The organism is Avibacterium endocarditidis (genome assembly GCF_002921145.1).
In the GTDB taxonomy this organism is placed as follows: Bacteria; Pseudomonadota; Gammaproteobacteria; order Enterobacterales; family Pasteurellaceae; genus Avibacterium; species Avibacterium endocarditidis.
In genome coordinates, this window is sequence record NZ_PQVI01000081.1 from 1 (window position 1) to 17,352 (window position 17,352).

A 17,352-nucleotide genomic window follows, 5' to 3' on the forward strand; every position below is an offset into this window, starting at 1 on the left:
TCACCGCACTTATTTTTTCTTCGCGTATTTGAGCGAGTCAATGGCTACAGCGAAGATGATAATGCTACCTTTGATAATATATTGCCAATAAGGATTTACGCCGATGTAGGTTAAGCCGTAATTGATCACGGTGAAGATAAGCACCCCTGTGATAACGCCGATCACTGTTCCCACGCCGCCTGCAAAGGAAACGCCCCCTACCACACAAGCGGCAATGGCATCAAGTTCGTACATAAAACCAAGGTTGTTGGTAGTACTGCCGATGCGTCCTGCTTCAAGCATACCGCCAAAGGCATAGAATACCCCTGCAATCATATAGATAACAACAAGGTTGCGGGTTACGTTCACGCCTGAAACACGCGCGGCTTCTGGGTTACCACCAATGGCAAAGATGTTTTTGCCGAAGCGGGTTTTATTCCATAAGATCCATACAAATAGCGAGCAAATTGCGGCATAAATGGTGATGTAGGAAAGTTTAAAGCTACCTAAGCGGAAAAAGCCTTGCGCAAAGGTGGAGAATTGTTCGTTAAAGCCTGCAATTGGTGATGATCCCACTGCGTCATAGTAAAGGGAGTTGATCCCGTAAACGATGATCATCGTTCCCATTGTGGCAATAAATGGCGTTACATTAAGGTAGGCAATCACTACGCCATTGACTAATCCAATCACTGCGCCAATGGCACAAACGATAAGAATAACCACAGGAATTGGGATTTCAGCAAGATCAGGGAACACACGGTTCATATTATCCATTGCTTGCAAAAGCGTAGCTGAAATTACCGCGGCAAGCCCCACTTGACGCCCTGCGGATAAATCCGTGCCTTGGGTTACCAACAAGCCTGCCACGCCAAGGGCGATGATTAAACGCACGGAAGATTGGGTGAGAATGTTACTAAAATTTCTTAAACTCAAAAAGCTGGAGTCTTGCATAATGATAATGCCAAGAAGCACCAACAGCACAAAGTAAATAGCATTTTGCTTAAGGAAATCTAGCGATTTATTTTGTTTTAAAGCTGACATAATTCATTTCCTTCTAAATTAGAGATATTTCGCTGCAAGTTGCAGAATTTCTTCTTGCGAAGTTTTTGCGGTTTCAACAATGCCCGCCACTTTTCCGTTACTCATCACCAAAATTCGGTCAGTTACGCCTAACAGTTCTGGCATTTCAGAAGAAATCATAATAATGCCTTTGTCCTTTTTAGCGAGTTCCATAATCAGTTGGTAAATTTCAAATTTTGCCCCAATATCAATGCCGCGTGTGGGTTCATCAAGCATTAAAATTTCAGGCTGAGTGAGCAACCAACGGCCGATAACCACTTTTTGCTGGTTTCCGCCCGAAAGCGATCCGATGGTGGTTTTGTGCGATGGCGTTTTCACGTTCATTGCATCGATCACCCATTGGGTGTCGCTTTTCATTTTTTCACCACTTAGTAAACCAAGCCGCCCTAAATAAGATTTCATATTTGAAATCAAGGAGTTAAATTCAATATTTAGGTTAGCATAAATCCCTGTGGAACGGCGTTCTTCCGTGACCAACGCAAAACCGTTATTAATAGCTTCAAGTGCGGTACGATTTTTCATTGTTTTTCCGTGCAATTTAATTTCGCCCGTTTTACGTTCACGCACGCCGAAAATGGTTTCCACAATGTCCGTGCGTTTTGCTCCAACAAGTCCTGCGATGCCAAGAATTTCCCCTTTACGAAGCTGGAAGCTGACATCTTGAATAGAAGGTTGGTTCAGTGCCGTTAGGTGTTCCACTTCTAAAATCACTTCTTGTGGCGTGTTGGTTTTTTCAGGGAAACGTTGCGTGAGTTCACGCCCTACCATCATTGCCACAATTTCGTCCATCGTGCTGCCTTTGACTGGCACGGTGTTGATCCATTTACCATCGCGTAAAATGGTAATTTCATCGCAAATTTTGAAAATTTCGTCCATTTTGTGCGAAATATAAATAATCCCACAGCCACGATTTTTTAATTTCTCGATGATCTTAAATAAATGCTCCACTTCTTTTTCAGATAGTGATGAAGTGGGTTCGTCCATAATCACAATTTTTGCGTTATAAGAAAAAGCCTTTGCTATTTCAATCATTTGCATTTGTGAAACAGAGAGATTTGCCACTTTTTCTTTCGGATCAACATCAATATCCAATTCATCAAAAATGGCTTTGGTGTCGCGATACATTTTGCCGTGATCGACAAAAACCCCTTTCAGCGGATAGCGTCCAAGCCAAAGGTTATCCATTACATTACGCTGACGTACCAGATTGAGTTCTTGGTGAACCATTGAAATGCCGTTTTCCAGCGCTTCTTTTGAGGTTTTAAAATTAACGGGTTGATTTAAAAAGAGAATTTCCCCTTCATCTTTGGCGTAAATGCCGAATAAGCATTTCAGTAAGGTGGATTTGCCCGCACCGTTTTCTCCCATTAATGCGTGAACAGAATGAGAACGAACGGTGAGATTTGCCCGATCTAGGGCTTTAACACCGGGGAAAGTTTTGCTTACGTTCGTCATTGTAAGCAGCACTTCTTGGTGGTTTGGCGTTTGTGTTTGTACTGTCATATCCAACCTCATACAAAAGGGGAGCAATGCTCCCCTAGCAATAGCACAATTATTTTAAGAATTCATTTAAGTTATCCGCGTCCACACCAACATAAGGAATACGCACAACTTTGCTTTCTAATTTCCATTGTGTGCCTTCTGTGGCTGGTTTTTCATTCGCCAGATTATTAGCTAATTGCACCACGGCTTTACCTTGGTTTACACCGTCATTTAACACAGTCCCTGTGATTTCGCCTTTCTTGATAAGCTGTAACACTTCAGGCAAGGCGTCCACACCAAAGATAGGCAGTTTTTTACCGTGCGCTTTCGTGGCTTCCAATGCCCCCATTGCCATTCCGTCATTGTTAGAAATAATCACTTCAATATCGTTCGCTTTGGAGCTAGATAACCACGCGTCCATTTTATCTTTGGCTAATGCTGCGTCCCACATTCCGGTGTCGATAAAGAGTTGTTCCGTTTCAATGCCGTTTTTATTTAATTCTTCAATCACATATTTGGTACGCGCTTCGGCATCTGGGTGTCCCGGCTCACCTTTTAATAAAACATATTGGATTTTACCGTCTTTGTTTAAGTCAAATGCAGGGTTGGCTTTCCAGTGTTTGGTGATAAGCTGCCCTTGAATAACACCAGATTCTTTCGGGTCAGTTCCCACATAATAAGCCTGTTCATAGCTACCAATGGCTTTTGCACCTGGGTCTTTATTAAAGAACACCACAGGAATATCTTCAGATTTTGCTTTGCCAATAATGGTTGGTGCTGCCGCAGGATCCACAAGGTTAATGGCAAGGGCTTTCACCCCTTTAGAGATCAACACATCAACTTGGTCATTTTGTACCGATTGGGCATTTTGTGAGTCGTTCATTAATAATTCGACATCTTTAAGTGTTTTTCGCTTCTTTATCAATTTCTTGACGCATTAAAGACATAAAATTATCGTCATATTTGTAAATAGTTACACCAATGCGGTTCACCGCTTGTGCTGTTGTTGCAGCAAGACCTAAGCCCACAGCAAGTGCGGTGGTTTTTAATACAGTTTTTTTCATAGATAGCTCCTTAAATGGATTAAACGATCACGAAGATGTTGTACATACTGCTAAATTTATTTCATACAGCACAAGGATTTGTTGTGAAATAAATTCAATAACGGCACAGAGCATAACGAAAAACAGCCTATAAGACTGTGATCCCTCTCTCACATTAATGGAAAACGATTACAAAAAAATATTTAAAAATGTGACGATGATCATAAATTAATCGCAGGGTTCTGTGGAAAATCGTCTGACTAGGGTGGGGTTAAATTGGGTGTGAATCGGCGTATTAATGCGGTTATCCACCAAACTTAACGCCAGATTTGCCGCATAAGTTGCCATTAAATCAATGGGATAGCGAATCGTGGTGAGCTTAGGAATCAAATAACGGGCAATAGGCATATCATCAAAGCCGATAATAGAAAATTGTTTCGGCACGTTGATATTGTTTTCATTCAGCACCGAAATTGCCCCTGCCGCCATTGTGTCGTTATAGGCCACCACAGCGGTCAAATCAGAATTGTAGCTCAACAAATGGATCATCGCCTGCTCGCCCCCTTCAAAATCAGGGGAACTGTGCGCAATACGGTGTTCCGCCATTGGCAAATTGTGCTGCGCAAGGGCATTCAAATAGCCTTGAATGCGTTCCGCCTCATCACTGATTTGGTGATTTGAGCCTATATAGCCAATTTGCTTATGCCCAAGGCGGATTAAATTTTCTGTAGCAATAAACGTCCCTTTGGTGTTATCTAGGCTTACGCAGCGATTTTCGTAGCCTTGTACCACGCGATTAATCACCACCATTCCCGCAATGCGGCTTAAATATTGGCTAAGTTCTTCATCGCTCAAGGCTTTGGTGTGTACCACCAAACAGCTACAACGCTTGCGTAGCAAGGTTTCAATGGCATTACGTTCCTTTTCCGCATTATGATAGCCAATGCCGATCAAAATGCTTTTGTTGTGCTGTTCCGCCACTTTATCCACTGCTTTCACTAAAATCGCAAAGAAAGGATCGGTAACGTCCGTGACCACCACGCCAATGGTGTCAGTGTTTTGCAAGGCAAGGGCTTGCGCATTAGCATTCGGGTGATAGCCCAATTCCTGCACCGCTTTTTGCACTGCAAGGCGTGCTTTTTCACTGGCGGAAGAATGATTATTCAACACGCGCGAAACCGTTGCCACCGACACGCCCGCTTGTTTTGCTACATCACGAATGGTAATCATCTTCTCCCCTAAAAACTCTGCAAATTTACACCGCACTTATCATATAAAGAATTTTCTGTGATTGAAAACGCTTACTTTAAAAAATGAAAACTACATCACAAAAAAATCACACTTTTTTTCTCAATTTGTGATCTAGTTAATAGTTTATTTTTGGCAATCTGCTATTTTATAGCAGTTTATTTTTGTAACCGCTTTCATATTTTCACTTAAGGAGAACATTATGTCTGAACAATTTGTTGCGGCAGATCATCCACACCGCCGCTATAATCCGCTTATCGATCGCTGGGTATTGGTTTCTCCCCATCGAGCAAAACGTCCATGGCAAGGTCAGCAAGAAAAAAATGAAGAAAAGCAAAAACCGAGCTATGATCCAAGCTGTTACCTTTGCCCAAACAATAAGCGCATTACAGGCGAACAAAACCCAGATTACCGCAAACCCTTTGTGTTTAAAAATGATTTTTCCGCCTTGTTAGAACAAACGCCAGCCCCCGCGCCGAGTGATGATCCCCTTTTCCAAACTGCCGCTGCTGAAGGGGAAAGCCGCGTAATTTGCTTTTCACCGGATCACAGCAAAACCTTACCATTACTCACGGTGGAAGAAATTGTTGATGTGATTGACGTATGGCAAGCTCAGCTTAACGAGCTAGGGCAGCGTTATCCTTGGGTACAAATCTTTGAAAATAAAGGTGCGGCAATGGGCTGTTCCAATCCGCACCCGCACGGACAAATCTGGGCAAACAGTTTTCTGCCGAATGAAGTAACGCAAGAAGATTTGGCTCAACAACGTTACTTTGAAAAACACGGTTCAGTGCTATTAGTGGATTATGTGCAACGTGAATTAGCGCGGAAAGAACGCATTGTGGTGGAAACCAAACACTGGGTTGCCCTTGTGCCTTATTGGGCTGTATGGCCTTTTGAAACCTTATTACTGCCAAAAGTTCATATTAAAAATTTCGCCCAGCTCAGCCCTGAACAACAGCAAGATTTGGCGCTTGCCTTGAAGTTGCTCACCACCAAATATGACAACCTGTTTGAAACCTCTTTCCCCTATTCAATGGGCTTTCATTTTGCCCCATTTAATGGCAAAGAAAATGATCATTGGCAGCTGCACGCGCATTTTTATCCCCCATTATTACGCTCTGCCACGGTGCGCAAATTTATGGTGGGCTATGAAATGCTAGGCGAAAGCCAGCGCGATCTCACCGCAGAACAAGCGGCAGAACGATTACGTGCCTTAAGCGATATTCATTACAAACTACGCTAGGATCTGTTGATAACTCAAATGCACAATGAATTATCGACAACCACTAAATCGAAGGAGACAACTGATGAACCCACAACAACGAGCAGAACAATTATTTTCCGAAAAATTCCACCGCACTTTTGATCTGCGTGTTTATGCTCCTGGGCGTGTCAATATTATCGGCGAGCATACGGATTACAATGACGGCTTTGTAATGCCTTGCGCGATTAATTACGGTACAGCAGTATGTGGCGCAAAGCGTGATGATAGCCTTTTCCGTGTTTATGCCGCCGATCTTGATGAATTTGACGAATTTGATCTTGCTAAACCCATTGAGCCTAATCCCGCCCACAAATGGACGGGCTATGTACGTGGCGTGGTGAAATTTATTCAAGCGCAATGCCCTGACTTCAAACAAGGCGCGGATTTAGTGATTAGTGGTAACGTCCCACTTTCTGCGGGGTTAAGTTCTTCCGCTTCGCTTGAAGTGGCGGTGGGGAAATTTTGCCAACAGCTCGCACAACTTCCGCTCAACGATACCCAGCTGGCGTTAATCGGGCAGCAAGCAGAAAACAAATTTGTGGGCGCGAATTGCGGCAATATGGATCAGCTGATCTCCGCCCTTGGACAAAAAGATCATTTATTGATGATCGACTGCCGCAGCCTTGAAACTCAGCCAACCCCTGTCCCTAATGATGTGGCAGTGATGATCGTCAATTCGCACGTTAAACACGATTTAGTGGCAGGTGAATACAACACACGCCGCGCGCAATGTGAACAAGCGGCAGAATTTTTTGGTGTGAAAGCCTTGCGTGATGTGTCCGTAGAACAATTCGAAAAAATGGAAGAAAAACTCACCGCACTTGATCCTATCGTGGCAAAACGTGCCAGACACGTTGTTAGCGAAAATGCACGCGTGCTTGCCGCAGTGGAAGCCTTAACACAAGGCGATCTCACAAAACTTGGGCAATTAATGGCACAATCCCACGATTCAGTGCGCGATGATTTCGAGATCACCGTGCCACAAATTGATTACTTAGTCGAACTGGCTCAGCTTGCCGTGGGTAACACAGGCGGTGCAAGAATGACAGGCGGCGGCTTTGGAGGTTGTATCGTGGTGGTTGCGCCATTGGATAAGGTGGACGCCGTGCGTAATATCATCGCAGAAAACTATGAAAAACAAACGGGATTAAAAGAAGATTTCTATGTTTGCACCGCCTCACAAGGGGTCGAAGTATGTTAAGACAATCTCACACAGGGCTTGCGCCAGATGGCAAGCCCTTCAACCTATTTACCCTAACCAATCAACAAGGAATGTGCATTCAATTAATGGATTGGGGCGCAACTTGGCTTTCTTGCCAAGTGCCTGTTAATGGCGGCTTACAAGAAGTGCTATTGGGCGCGCAAGTGCCTGATTACCTAACACAACAAGCCTATTTAGGCGTAACCGTAGGGCGTTATGCCAACCGTATTGCCAACAGCCGTTTTCGTTTAAATGGCAGAACGGTTTACCTTAACGCCAATCAAGGCAAACACCAACTTCACGGCGGCGAAGGCTTTGATAAACGCCGTTGGCAAGTGGAAAAGTGCGGTGATAATTTTGTCCAATTTTCTCTGTTCTCGCCAGATGGCGATCAAGGTTTTGTCGGCAATGTGCAAGTGAAAACCACTTATCGCTTAACGGAACAAAATAGCGTTCGCATTGAATTTGAAGCCCTAAGCGATGCAGACACACCGCTTAATCTCACCAATCACGCCTATTTTAATTTAGATAACGCAAGCCAAGGCGAGGACGTGCGCGGACATTTTCTGCAACTGAATGCGGACTATTTTTTACCCGTGGACGAACAAGGCATTCCGAATGCGCCACTCAAAGCAGTGCAAGGCTCAAGCTTTGATTTCCGCCAAGAAAAAACGCTCGCACAAGATTTCTTACAACAAGAACAGCTGCTCACCAAAGGCTATGATCACGCCTTTTTACTCAATAGCACGCAACCTTGCGCTGTGCTAACTTCCAGCAATCGCCAGCTTTCCCTTGCTCTTTCCACCTCACAACCAGCGTTGCAAATTTACACAGGGAATTATCTGGCTGGCACGCCAAATCGCCTAGGCTATGCTTACCAAGATTATCAAGGCATCGCCCTTGAACCCGAGTGCCTGCCTGACACCCCAAATCACCCAGAATGGCAAAAATACGGCGGCATTGGTAAGAAAAATCGGCCTTATAAACAATGGATTGAGTATCAGTTTGGGGTAAACAATTAAATGTCTTAGAGTATTTTTAGAACTGTAGCGGCAGACTTATAAGCCTGCCGTTCTGTTAAAAATCGCACATATTATGATAACGATGTGCCCATTCGTTTCTGTTAGGGCTTATCTACAACACCACCATATCATCACGATGCACTGCAACAGCGCCGTATTCATAGCCCAAAATTTGCGGAATATCTTGCGATTTTTTGCCTTTGATTAAATTCAACGCATCGCTGTTGTAACGTGGAATGCCAAGGGCGATAATTTTACCGTTAGGCTGTTGGATTTTCACCACTTCACCGCGAGAGAAGCGCCCTTCGATTTGTGCAATGCCTGCTGGAAGCAAGGATTTATGCTGAATTAGCACCGCACTTGTTGCCCCTTCGTCAATGATGATCGTGCCTGCAGATGGTGCTGCGAAAAGCCATTGCTTACGGCTTTCAAGGCGATCTGTTTGTACGGTAAATTTTGTGCCGATATTTTCTCCATAAGCCAGATCCACAATCACATTTGCGCGATTGCCGGGGGCGATAATGGTTTCTACGCCCGAACGGGTGGCAACGTCCGCGGCGATCACTTTAGTGGACATTCCGCCTGTGCCAAGGGTTGTGCCACTTCCGCCGGCAATTTGGCGAATGTCATCAGTGATTTTTTCCACCACGGAAAGCAATTTGGCTTGCGGATTTTTTCTTGGATCGCTATCGAACAAGCCTTGTTGATCGGTGAGTAAATAAAGTTGCTCGGCTTGTGCCAAAATGGCCACCAGCGCTGATAAATTATCGTTATCACCTACTTTAATTTCGGCGGTGGCAACGGCATCATTCTCATTAATTACAGGAATAATTCCGTTATCTAACAAAGCGTTAAGGGTATCCCGCGCATTAAGAAAACGCTCGCGATCTTCAATATCAGCACGGCTGAGCAAAATTTGCCCGATGTGAATATCATAAATGGAAAACAGCTGTTCCCAAGTTTGAATAAGCTGGCTTTGCCCCACGGCGGCTAATAATTGCTTTGATGCAATAGTAGGCGGAAGTTGTGGGTGGTTGAGATAATCGCGCCCAGCCGCCATTGCACCAGAAGTAACAATAATAATGCGAAAGCCAGCTTGGTGCAGTTGGGTGATTTGGCGCACAATTTCCATCATATGTGGACGATGAAGCTTGGTTGTGCCTTGGGTTAAGGTGCTTGTGCCAAACTTCACGACAATGGTTTTCTTTTGTTCCATAAGGGATTTTCCTGTTAATGTTTAATGCGCAAAACCCTATCATTAAATGAGAAAAATTTCATTAAATTTTCACCGCACTTTCTATGATTTAAAACAATCTTTATTACCTAAAAAGCGTTATAATATCGACATTTTTTAATCAACTCATCTTAGCCAAAATGTCAGAGCAAAGTCGTATTGAACGCCAACGTGAAGTAACAAGGTTATGTATAAAAGTCGCATTAATGCTACTTCAACACGGAGCAGAAAGTGCTGTTGTGGTACAAATGTCGCATAGATTAGGACGCGCCTTGGGAATGGACAGTGTGGAATGTGCATTAACGCCCAACGCTGTGATTATCACCACGCTATATCATAATCATTGCATTACCACCGCACGCAAAAATGTGGATCAGGGTATAAATATGCATATTGTTACGGAAGTGCAGCGGGTGGTGATTACTGCTGAACGCCGTATTTATGATCTGCACCAAGTGAAAAAACGCCTTGAGAAAATTAAGCCGTTTAAATATAACCGCTATCTCGTGGTGCTGATGATTGGCTTATCTTGCGCCTGTTTTGCCCATTTATCTGGCGGCGATAGTCGGATTTCACTCATCACCTTTGTTGCCGCGGCCGTTGCAATGTTTATTCGCCAAGCTCTTGCCCATCGGCATTACAATCCGATTATTGTGTTTTCCATTACCGCCTTTATTGCATCGATTATTTCTGGAATGGCGCTGAAATATCAATTAGGCAATGATCCGCAAATCGCCCTTGCTTCTAGCGTGCTTTTGCTCGTGCCGGGCTTTCCATTGATTAATTCGCTGGCGGATATTCTCAAAGGCCACGTTGGTATGGGCTTAGGGCGTTGGACGATTGCCACCATTCTCACCTTTGGCGCGTGTTTAGGCATTGTTTTTGCCCTTGCGCTGTTGAATATTCCCTATTGGGGAGAATTAAAATGACCTTATTGCTGAATTTATTCGATGATATGCTATTCGCCGCCATTCCTGCTGTGGGTTTTGCCTTAGTCTTTAATGTTCCGCCTAACGCATTGAAATATTGTGCAATTTTAGGTGCCTTAGGACACGGTTTACGGACCTTATTAGTGTATTTTGATGTGCCGTTAGTATTTGCTACGTTTGCAGGAGCCAGTTTAATCGGTTTTATCGGCGTGCATTTATCTCATCGTTATCTTGCCCACCCAAAAGTATTTACCGTTGCGGCGATTATTCCGATGATCCCGGGCGTTTATGCTTATAAAGCGATGATCGCCATTGTGCAAATTCACCATTATGGCTTTTCCGATGTGTTATTTGCCCAAATGATTGATTATTTTATTAAAACTGGCTTTATTTTAGGCGCATTGGTTTTTGGCTTGGCGCTACCGGGCTTATTGTTCTATCGACAAAAACCTGTAATATAATAGGCAAGTAAGGTAAATAAAAGGAAAGCAAATGACGCTCAGTTTAATTGTGGCAATGACGAAAAATAATGTGATCGGGAAAGATAACCAAATGCCGTGGCACTTGCCTGCGGATCTTGCGTGGTTTCGTCAAAATACGCAAGGCAAGCCCGTGATTATGGGGCGAAAAACCTTTGAGAGCATTGGTCGTCCGTTGCCGAAACGTACCAATATTGTGCTTTCCCGTTCCCCTTTTCAGCACGAAGGCGTTATTTGGAAAAGTGATTTTGCAAGTGCGGTGGATTTTGTCAAAGATTTTCCCGAAATAATGCTTATCGGCGGCGGTGAGCTATTTAAACAATATCTTCCCATTGCGGATAAACTCTATCTTACTGAAATTCAAGCAGAAATTGACGGCGATACGTTTTTCCCACACATTGATTGGACAGAATGGCAAATTGAATTTGAACAATATCGCTCTGCTGATGAAAATAATCCTTATGATTGCCGATTTTTAATTTTGCAACGAATTAATAGAACTGATTCATAACAAAAAAGGAAGGTCGATTTGGCTTACCTTCCTTAATTGACTAATTAGCTTTATACAAGTGCGGTGCTTTTTTGGTTATTTTTATGCTTTTTTCTGACATTTTGGGCAGAAAAAGCTATTACGTTGCCCGATGACTAAACTTTCAATTTTGGTCCCACACGTTGGACAAGGCTTATCTTTATTGCCGTAAACCCTTAATTCTTGGGCAAAATAACCGGGGCGGCCGTCAGGTTGCAAGAAGTCTTTCAAGGTTGTTCCACCTTGCGCAATGGCGGTGACGAGTACTTGTTTAATGGTTTGAACCAGCAATTCGCATTGTGCCTTGGTTAAGTTTTTGGCTAATTTCAGCGGGTGTAATCCGCATAAAAATAGCGTTTCGTTCGCATAAATATTGCCTACCCCCACGACAACGGCGTTATCCATTAAGAAAGTTTTAAGTGCGGTCTGTTTTTTACGCGATTTTTTGAACAGATATTCCCCAGTAAATTCTGCTGAAAGGGGTTCTGAGCCAAGTTTGGCAAAAAGATGAAAATCCGCTAAATTATCCGTCCAAAGCCACGCACCAAAACGGCGAGGATCATTATAGCGTAGCACTTTGCCGTTATTCATTACGATATCTAAATGATCGTGTTTATCAATGGGGCTGTCTTGTGGCACAACACGCAATGAGCCTGACATTCCCAAATGCCCTATGATCGCCCCCTTTTCCGTATGAATGATCAGATATTTGGCACGGCGGGAAAGGTGGCTCACTTTAACCTGCTTAAACTCACTTAATTGCGGGCTGACTTCCCAACGTAATTTAGGATTGCGCACCACGATTTTTTCAATGGTAAATCCTGTTAAATAAGGGGAAATCCCATTTTTAGTGGTCTCAACTTCAGGTAATTCAGGCATTTTTTCTCCGTGTGAATGATGTGTAGTTCTAATAAAAATTTCTCTGCATTACGCTATAAATAGGGACAATAAAGGAAAATCCAAGAAAAGCGCCTATATAAAAGACATAAAAAAACCCGAACACGTCGGGTTTTTCTAATTCATCAAAGCCAAATTATTTGATTTTAGCTTCTTTGTAAATAACGTGTTTACGCACAACAGGATCAAATTTTTTGATCTCCATTTTTTCTGGCATATTACGTTTATTTTTTGTTGTTGTGTAGAAATGACCGGTTTCAGCGGTTGAAACTAAACGGATTTTTTCACGAGCACCTTTAGCTGCCATTTTTTAGCTCCTTAGATTTTCTCGCCACGAGCACGGATTTCAGCTAATACTGCATCAATGCCCTTTTTATCAATAATACGCATACCTTTCGCTGTTAAGCGTAAAGTTACGAAACGTTTTTCAGACTCAACCCAGAAACGGTGAGTGTGTAAGTTAGGAAGAAAACGACGACGTGTCGCGTTCATTGCGTGTGAGCGGTTGTTTCCAACAGCTGGACGCTTGCCTGTTACTTGACAGACTCTAGACATATTAATCTCCAATAAATCAAATATAAGCTCGAGCTTAGGGTTCGGATTACTGCAAACTAAGTTTGCAAGCCACCTCGTCAGGTCGCTGTAACCGACCCGCATACTATATTAAAGGTGGCAAATTATACTCACTTTATTTGCTATACTCAAGCCTAAATCACTTAATTAACGCAATAAATGACAAAAAAATCAGCAATTCCACCGCATGATTCTTGCAGAATGGCTATTATAACCACCCTTTTTCACTAAAAGAAACATAACAGCCTTTGCCGATGACAAAATGATCCAGCACGCGAATTTCCACTAATTCTGCCACTTTTTGGATCTTTTCTGTGATGATCCGATCGGAATTGCTCGGCTCTGCAATGCCTGATGGGTGATTATGCGCCAAAATAATCGCCGCTGCATTACAAAAAAGTGCGCTTTTAACAATTTCTCTGGGATACACTGCGGCTGTGTTGATCGTACCTAAAAACATTTCTTCTTTTTTAATCAGGCGATGCTGATTATCTAAAAAAAGTACCAAAAAAACTTCCCGTTCTTTATGCTCTAGCTCCGTTTGCAAATACATTCTCACCAACTCAGGGCGAGTAAATGCCTGTGTCATTTCCAATTCTTGCAATAAATAACGTTTTGTCATTTCCGTGCTGGCTTGCAGCTGGATAAATTGTGTAATGCCTAAGCCTTTAACGTTGCAAAAGGCTTTTTGATCCGCACTAATTAATTGCCGCAATGATCCAAAATGATCAAGAACCACACGAGATAATTCTATTACCGAACAATTCTTGATTCCCGTGCGTAAAAAAAATGGCTAATAATTCGCTATCATCAAGGGCTTCAGCACCAAATTTTAGCAGTTTTTCCCGTGGCATTAAGGTAGTCATTTGTGGCGGTCATTTCGTTTTTTAATATCAAATTGCGGATCTTTTTAACATAGACAGCAGCGTTCTGACAGGCTTCCCTACAACTTTTGCGATCCAGATCGAAAAATTGAATTTTTTATTGGGCAAAATTACAGTAAAATTAACCGCACTTTTAATTTGGATTGATTGGAAATAATGCAAGATCTTCAAGGAAAACGTATTGTTGTTGGCATAACAGGGGGAATTGCGGCTTATAAAAGCATTGAGCTTATTCGCTTGCTTCGCAAAAGCCAAGCGGAAGTGCGTGTTGTGCTAACCCCCGCGGCGGCGGAATTTGTTACGCCCTTAACCCTGCAAGCCATTTCGGGCAACGCGGTGGCACAATCCTTACTTGATCCGCAAGCAGAGCTGGCAATGGGGCATATTGAACTGGCAAAATGGGCAGAGCTTATTGTAATCGCCCCTGCTAGCGCAGATTTTATGGCGCGCTTAAATGCAGGAATGGCCAATGATCTGCTCACGACTATTTGTCTTGCCACCAGCGCACCGATTTTGCTTGCGCCAGCGATGAATCAGCAGATGTTCCGCCAACCCATTACCCAACAAAACTTGACCAGTTTAAAAGCCCGTGGCATTACAACCATTGGGCCTAACAGTGGTGAACAGGCCTGTGGGGATATGGGCTTTGGACGAATGTCAGAACCAGCCGAAATTTACACCGCACTTTGTGAAATCTTGTTAGCGCCACAAGATCTTAGCCACTTAACCATTGCTATCACGGCTGGTCCAACGCGTGAAGCTATTGATCCTGTGCGTTATATTAGCAATCATAGTTCAGGCAAAATGGGCTTTGCTATCGCTGAAGCTTTTGCTAAACGAGGGGCGAAAGTCAAATTAATTGCAGGGCCAGTGAATTTGCCTACCCCTGCTCAAGTGGAACGAATTGATGTGATTTCCGCGCAAGAAATGGCAGACGCCTCTCTTTCCCTTGCGCCACAAGTGGATATTTTTATTGGTTGCGCTGCAGTGGCGGATTACCGTGTCGCGCAAATCGCCGAGCAAAAAATGAAGAAAACTGCCAATAGCGATACGCTCACCTTAGAATTGGTGAAAAACCCTGATATTATTGCGGTGGTGGCGGCGCTGAATGAAAATCGCCCATTTGTGGTGGGGTTTGCTGCAGAAACGCAAAATGTTGCACAATATGCACAAGACAAATTAGTGCGTAAAAATTTAGATCTGATCTGCGCCAATGATGTGTCTAACGGACAAGGCTTTAATGGTGATGACAACCAGCTCCAGCTGTTCTGGCGTGATGGCAGCGTGCAATTACCGCGTAGCCACAAAAAAGATCTGGCGGTGCAACTTGCGCAACAGATTGTAGAACGCTTTCAAGCTCAAGTTTGAACGAAGGAATAAACGAAAAATGAAAAAGATTGACGTAAAAATTTTAGATAGCCGAATTGGCACAGAATTTCCCTTGCCTGCTTATGCCACAAGCGGTTCTGCAGGTTTAGATCTGCGCGCGTTGGTGGAAGAAAGTTTTGAAATTCAACCGGGGGGGAAACCAAATTAATCCCAACTGGGCTTTCTATTTATATCGCCGATCCTAACCTTGCGGCAGTGATTTTGCCTCGTTCAGGGCTTGGGCATAAAAATGGGATTGTATTGGGCAATTTGGTGGGCTTGATTGATTCCGACTACCAAGGGCCGTTAATGGTATCAATGTGGAACCGTGGCTCGCAACCTTTTAAAGTGGAAGTGGGCGATCGCATTGCGCAGCTAGTTTTCGTGCCAGTGGTGCAAGCAGAATTTAATATTGTGAGTGATTTTGAACAAACAGAACGTGGTGAAGGCGGATTTGGCCATTCAGGCAAACAATAGAGGAACTATGGTCGAACAACAACTGGAAATTGTAGGCATTGAGCCTGCGCCTGAGCAAACTAAGCCAAATAACCCAACTAAGCTCAGCGAAAAAAATACAGAAAAAGCACCGAAAAGCGACAAACGCAGCGTAAAAGAACGCCGTCAGCAAGTGCTAACTGTACTCACTCATATGCTTCATTCTGAACGTGGAATGGAACGAATGACCACCGCACGCTTAGCTGAAGAAATCGGCGTGTCCGAGGCTGCGTTATATCGTTATTTCCCAAGCAAAACCAAAATGTTTGAGGCTCTCATTGATAATTTAGAAAGCAATTTATTCAGTCGCATTAACCATTCGATCAAAAACGAAACTAACACAATGAACCGCGTGCGCGATATTTTGCAAATGATCTTAGATTTCGCACGCAAAAACCCCGGGCTAACTCGTGTGCTAACAGGCCACGCCTTAATGTTTGAAGATCCAAAATTACAAGCACGCGTTGCGCAATTTTTCGATCGCCTAGAATTTCAATTTGTGAATATTTTACAAATGCGCAAACTGCGTGAAGGACGCGCTTTTAGCCTTGATGAACGCATTATCGCCAGTTATTTAGTCAATCTCTGCGAAGGGCAGTTTATGCGTTATGTGCGGTCGAATTTTCGCCATAATTCAAACCAAAACTTTGAACAACAGTGGAAACTTATTGCAGTACACTTTGCATAATAGTAATTTTTAGGTAAGATGATGATTATTCCTTGGCAAGATTTAGAAGAAGAAACGCTCGTTAATATTGCAGAAAGTTTCATTCTGCGTGAAGGGACGGATTACGGTGAACAGGAGCTTTCTCTGCAACAGAAAACTCAAAACTTGCTGACCAACATACGCCAAGGAAAGGCTGTAATTGTTTGGTCGGAATTACACGAGTCCATTGATATTAAAGATAAAATGGAATTTCTTAATCATAGATGATAAATGTAGGAGGACACCGTGCAGGAACAACAAGGGCAACACACTCCACCAATGGATCCAACCTTAGAGTGGTTTTTATCCCATTGTCATATCCATAAATACCCAACCAAAAGCTCAATTATTCACGCAGGTGAAAAAGCAGAAACCCTTTATTATCTCATCAAAGGCTCTGTAGCGATTTTGGTGAAAGATGAAGACGGCAAAGAAATGATCCTAACTTACCTAAATCAAGGGGATTTTTTCGGCGAAGCGGGATTATTTGAAGAAGGTCAGGAACGTTCCGCTTGGGTGAAAACGAAGACGACCTGTGAAGTGGCAGAAATTTCGTACAAAAAATTCCGCCAGCTTATTCAAGTGAATCCCGAAATTTTAATGTATTTATCAGGGCAGCTTGCTCGTCGTTTACAAAATACATCAAGACAAGTTCGCAACCTTGCTTTCCTTGATGTCGCTGGCCGCATAGCGCAAACTTTGCTAAATCTGGCAAAAATGCCTGACGCAATGACCCACCCTGAAGGAATGCAGATCAAAATTACACGACAAGAGATTGGTCAAATGGTTGGCTGTTCTCGTGAAACCGTAGGGCGAATTTTGAAAATGTTGGAAGATCAACATCTTATTTCTGCTCATGGCAAAACTATTGTGGTTTATCATTCAAGATAAAAATATCTATTAACGAAAAGAGCGGTGGAAAATTTAGAAATTTTG

At 43.2% G+C, this 17,352-nt stretch carries 17 protein-coding genes and 3 pseudogenes; 11 read left to right on the forward strand and 9 right to left on the reverse strand.

Features of this window, described 5'->3' with window-relative positions:
* Positions 1-9 precede the first annotated feature (9 nt).
* The 4 genes and pseudogenes from mglC to C3Z13_RS06260 all read right to left on the reverse strand — a co-directional run bounded on the left by mglC (position 10) and on the right by C3Z13_RS06260 (position 4,814).
* On the reverse strand, positions 10-1,020 hold the full coding sequence (gene mglC, locus C3Z13_RS06245; RefSeq protein WP_103855355.1) for a galactose/methyl galactoside ABC transporter permease MglC: 1,011 nt from the start codon (positions 1,018-1,020) through the stop codon (positions 10-12).
* An 18-nt stretch (positions 1,021-1,038) separates the two neighbouring features.
* Positions 1,039-2,562, reverse strand: coding sequence for a galactose/methyl galactoside ABC transporter ATP-binding protein MglA (gene mglA / locus C3Z13_RS06250; protein WP_103855356.1), 1,524 nt, complete (start codon positions 2,560-2,562; stop codon positions 1,039-1,041).
* A 49-nt stretch (positions 2,563-2,611) separates the two neighbouring features.
* Positions 2,612-3,605 (reverse strand): annotated as a pseudogene (gene mglB, locus C3Z13_RS06255) (galactose/glucose ABC transporter substrate-binding protein MglB).
* A 207-nt stretch (positions 3,606-3,812) separates the two neighbouring features.
* Positions 3,813-4,814 (reverse strand): substrate-binding domain-containing protein, encoded by a 1,002-nt coding sequence (locus tag C3Z13_RS06260; protein WP_103855357.1) that lies wholly within the window; start codon positions 4,812-4,814, stop codon positions 3,813-3,815.
* 220 nt (positions 4,815-5,034) lie between these two features.
* Here C3Z13_RS06260 and galT point away from each other — a divergent pair, with 220 nt between their 5' ends.
* The 3 genes from galT (at position 5,035) to galM (ending at position 8,322) form a co-directional block, all read left to right on the forward strand.
* Positions 5,035-6,078: a galactose-1-phosphate uridylyltransferase gene (galT, locus tag C3Z13_RS06265; RefSeq protein ID WP_103855358.1), complete on the forward strand. Its 1,044-nt coding sequence runs from the start codon at positions 5,035-5,037 to the stop codon at positions 6,076-6,078.
* Between the two features lie 64 nt (positions 6,079-6,142).
* A complete protein-coding gene (galK, locus tag C3Z13_RS06270; RefSeq protein ID WP_103855359.1) occupies positions 6,143-7,300 on the forward strand; it encodes a galactokinase in 1,158 nt (385 codons plus the stop codon).
* Positions 7,294-8,322, forward strand: coding sequence for a galactose-1-epimerase (gene galM, locus C3Z13_RS06275; RefSeq protein WP_103855360.1), 1,029 nt, complete (start codon positions 7,294-7,296; stop codon positions 8,320-8,322). Before galK ends, galM begins: the two co-directional genes overlap by 7 nt.
* A gap of 112 nt (positions 8,323-8,434) precedes the next feature.
* Here galM and proB read toward each other — a convergent pair whose 3' ends face one another.
* Positions 8,435-9,538, reverse strand: coding sequence for a glutamate 5-kinase (proB, locus tag C3Z13_RS06280; RefSeq protein ID WP_103855361.1), 1,104 nt, complete (start codon positions 9,536-9,538; stop codon positions 8,435-8,437).
* A 158-nt stretch (positions 9,539-9,696) separates the two neighbouring features.
* Between proB and C3Z13_RS06285 the strand changes: the two genes are divergently transcribed.
* From C3Z13_RS06285 to folA, 3 genes are read left to right on the forward strand one after another with little or no spacing between them, the layout of a single operon-like run.
* Positions 9,697-10,485, forward strand: a complete 789-nt coding sequence (locus tag C3Z13_RS06285) for a threonine/serine exporter family protein (RefSeq protein ID WP_103855362.1) — start codon at positions 9,697-9,699, stop codon at positions 10,483-10,485.
* Positions 10,482-10,946, forward strand: a complete 465-nt coding sequence (locus tag C3Z13_RS06290; protein WP_103855363.1) for a threonine/serine exporter family protein — start codon at positions 10,482-10,484, stop codon at positions 10,944-10,946. Before C3Z13_RS06285 ends, C3Z13_RS06290 begins: the two co-directional genes overlap by 4 nt.
* Positions 10,947-10,977: 31 nt before the next feature.
* Positions 10,978-11,475 carry a type 3 dihydrofolate reductase gene (gene folA, locus C3Z13_RS06295; protein ID WP_103855364.1) on the forward strand — a complete coding sequence of 166 codons (498 nt, stop codon included), beginning with the start codon at positions 10,978-10,980 and terminating at the stop codon, positions 11,473-11,475.
* An 81-nt stretch (positions 11,476-11,556) separates the two neighbouring features.
* Here the strand turns inward: folA and mutM are convergent, their stop codons facing one another.
* The 4 genes and pseudogenes from mutM to radC form a co-directional block, all read right to left on the reverse strand.
* Positions 11,557-12,372 carry a bifunctional DNA-formamidopyrimidine glycosylase/DNA-(apurinic or apyrimidinic site) lyase gene (gene mutM, locus C3Z13_RS06300; RefSeq protein ID WP_103855365.1) on the reverse strand — a complete coding sequence of 272 codons (816 nt, stop codon included), beginning with the start codon at positions 12,370-12,372 and terminating at the stop codon, positions 11,557-11,559.
* A 154-nt stretch (positions 12,373-12,526) separates the two neighbouring features.
* Complete coding sequence (rpmG, locus tag C3Z13_RS06305) at positions 12,527-12,697, reverse strand: 50S ribosomal protein L33 (protein WP_005542835.1); 171 nt, start codon at positions 12,695-12,697, stop codon at positions 12,527-12,529.
* Positions 12,698-12,708: 11 nt separating this feature from the next.
* Positions 12,709-12,945, reverse strand: a complete 237-nt coding sequence (gene rpmB, locus C3Z13_RS06310; protein WP_011608297.1) for a 50S ribosomal protein L28 — start codon at positions 12,943-12,945, stop codon at positions 12,709-12,711.
* 226 nt (positions 12,946-13,171) lie between these two features.
* A pseudogene (gene radC, locus C3Z13_RS06315) lies at positions 13,172-13,829 on the reverse strand (RadC family protein).
* A 174-nt stretch (positions 13,830-14,003) separates the two neighbouring features.
* Between radC and coaBC the strand changes: the two are divergent.
* From coaBC to crp, 5 genes and pseudogenes are all read left to right on the forward strand, one after another.
* Positions 14,004-15,215 (forward strand): bifunctional phosphopantothenoylcysteine decarboxylase/phosphopantothenate--cysteine ligase CoaBC, encoded by a 1,212-nt coding sequence (gene coaBC / locus C3Z13_RS06320; RefSeq protein WP_103855366.1) that lies wholly within the window; start codon positions 14,004-14,006, stop codon positions 15,213-15,215.
* A gap of 19 nt (positions 15,216-15,234) precedes the next feature.
* A pseudogene (gene dut / locus C3Z13_RS06325) lies at positions 15,235-15,692 on the forward strand (dUTP diphosphatase).
* A 7-nt stretch (positions 15,693-15,699) separates the two neighbouring features.
* A complete protein-coding gene (gene slmA / locus C3Z13_RS06330; RefSeq protein ID WP_103855367.1) occupies positions 15,700-16,398 on the forward strand; it encodes a nucleoid occlusion factor SlmA in 699 nt (232 codons plus the stop codon).
* Between the two features lie 21 nt (positions 16,399-16,419).
* Entirely contained in the window at positions 16,420-16,644 is a 225-nt protein-coding gene (locus tag C3Z13_RS06335) for a YheU family protein (RefSeq protein WP_103855368.1), read from the forward strand.
* Positions 16,645-16,662: 18 nt separating this feature from the next.
* Positions 16,663-17,307: a cAMP-activated global transcriptional regulator CRP gene (gene crp / locus C3Z13_RS06340; protein ID WP_103853887.1), complete on the forward strand. Its 645-nt coding sequence runs from the start codon at positions 16,663-16,665 to the stop codon at positions 17,305-17,307.
* Positions 17,308-17,352 lie beyond the last annotated feature (45 nt).

Coding starts and splice junctions, on each gene's coding strand:
- mglC (WP_103855355.1), bottom strand. CDS start 1,020: ATGTCAGCTTTAAAACAAAATAAATCGCTAGATTTCCTTAAGCAAAAT.
- mglA (WP_103855356.1), bottom strand. CDS start 2,562: ATGACAGTACAAACACAAACGCCAAACCACCAAGAAGTGCTGCTTACA.
- C3Z13_RS06260 (WP_103855357.1), bottom strand. CDS start 4,814: ATGATTACCATTCGTGATGTAGCAAAACAAGCGGGCGTGTCGGTGGCA.
- galT (WP_103855358.1), top strand. CDS start 5,035: ATGTCTGAACAATTTGTTGCGGCAGATCATCCACACCGCCGCTATAAT.
- galK (WP_103855359.1), top strand. CDS start 6,143: ATGAACCCACAACAACGAGCAGAACAATTATTTTCCGAAAAATTCCAC.
- galM (WP_103855360.1), top strand. CDS start 7,294: ATGTTAAGACAATCTCACACAGGGCTTGCGCCAGATGGCAAGCCCTTC.
- proB (WP_103855361.1), bottom strand. CDS start 9,538: ATGGAACAAAAGAAAACCATTGTCGTGAAGTTTGGCACAAGCACCTTA.
- C3Z13_RS06285 (WP_103855362.1), top strand. CDS start 9,697: ATGTCAGAGCAAAGTCGTATTGAACGCCAACGTGAAGTAACAAGGTTA.
- C3Z13_RS06290 (WP_103855363.1), top strand. CDS start 10,482: ATGACCTTATTGCTGAATTTATTCGATGATATGCTATTCGCCGCCATT.
- folA (WP_103855364.1), top strand. CDS start 10,978: ATGACGCTCAGTTTAATTGTGGCAATGACGAAAAATAATGTGATCGGG.
- mutM (WP_103855365.1), bottom strand. CDS start 12,372: ATGCCTGAATTACCTGAAGTTGAGACCACTAAAAATGGGATTTCCCCT.
- rpmG (WP_005542835.1), bottom strand. CDS start 12,697: ATGGCAGCTAAAGGTGCTCGTGAAAAAATCCGTTTAGTTTCAACCGCT.
- rpmB (WP_011608297.1), bottom strand. CDS start 12,945: ATGTCTAGAGTCTGTCAAGTAACAGGCAAGCGTCCAGCTGTTGGAAAC.
- coaBC (WP_103855366.1), top strand. CDS start 14,004: ATGCAAGATCTTCAAGGAAAACGTATTGTTGTTGGCATAACAGGGGGA.
- slmA (WP_103855367.1), top strand. CDS start 15,700: ATGGTCGAACAACAACTGGAAATTGTAGGCATTGAGCCTGCGCCTGAG.
- C3Z13_RS06335 (WP_103855368.1), top strand. CDS start 16,420: ATGATTATTCCTTGGCAAGATTTAGAAGAAGAAACGCTCGTTAATATT.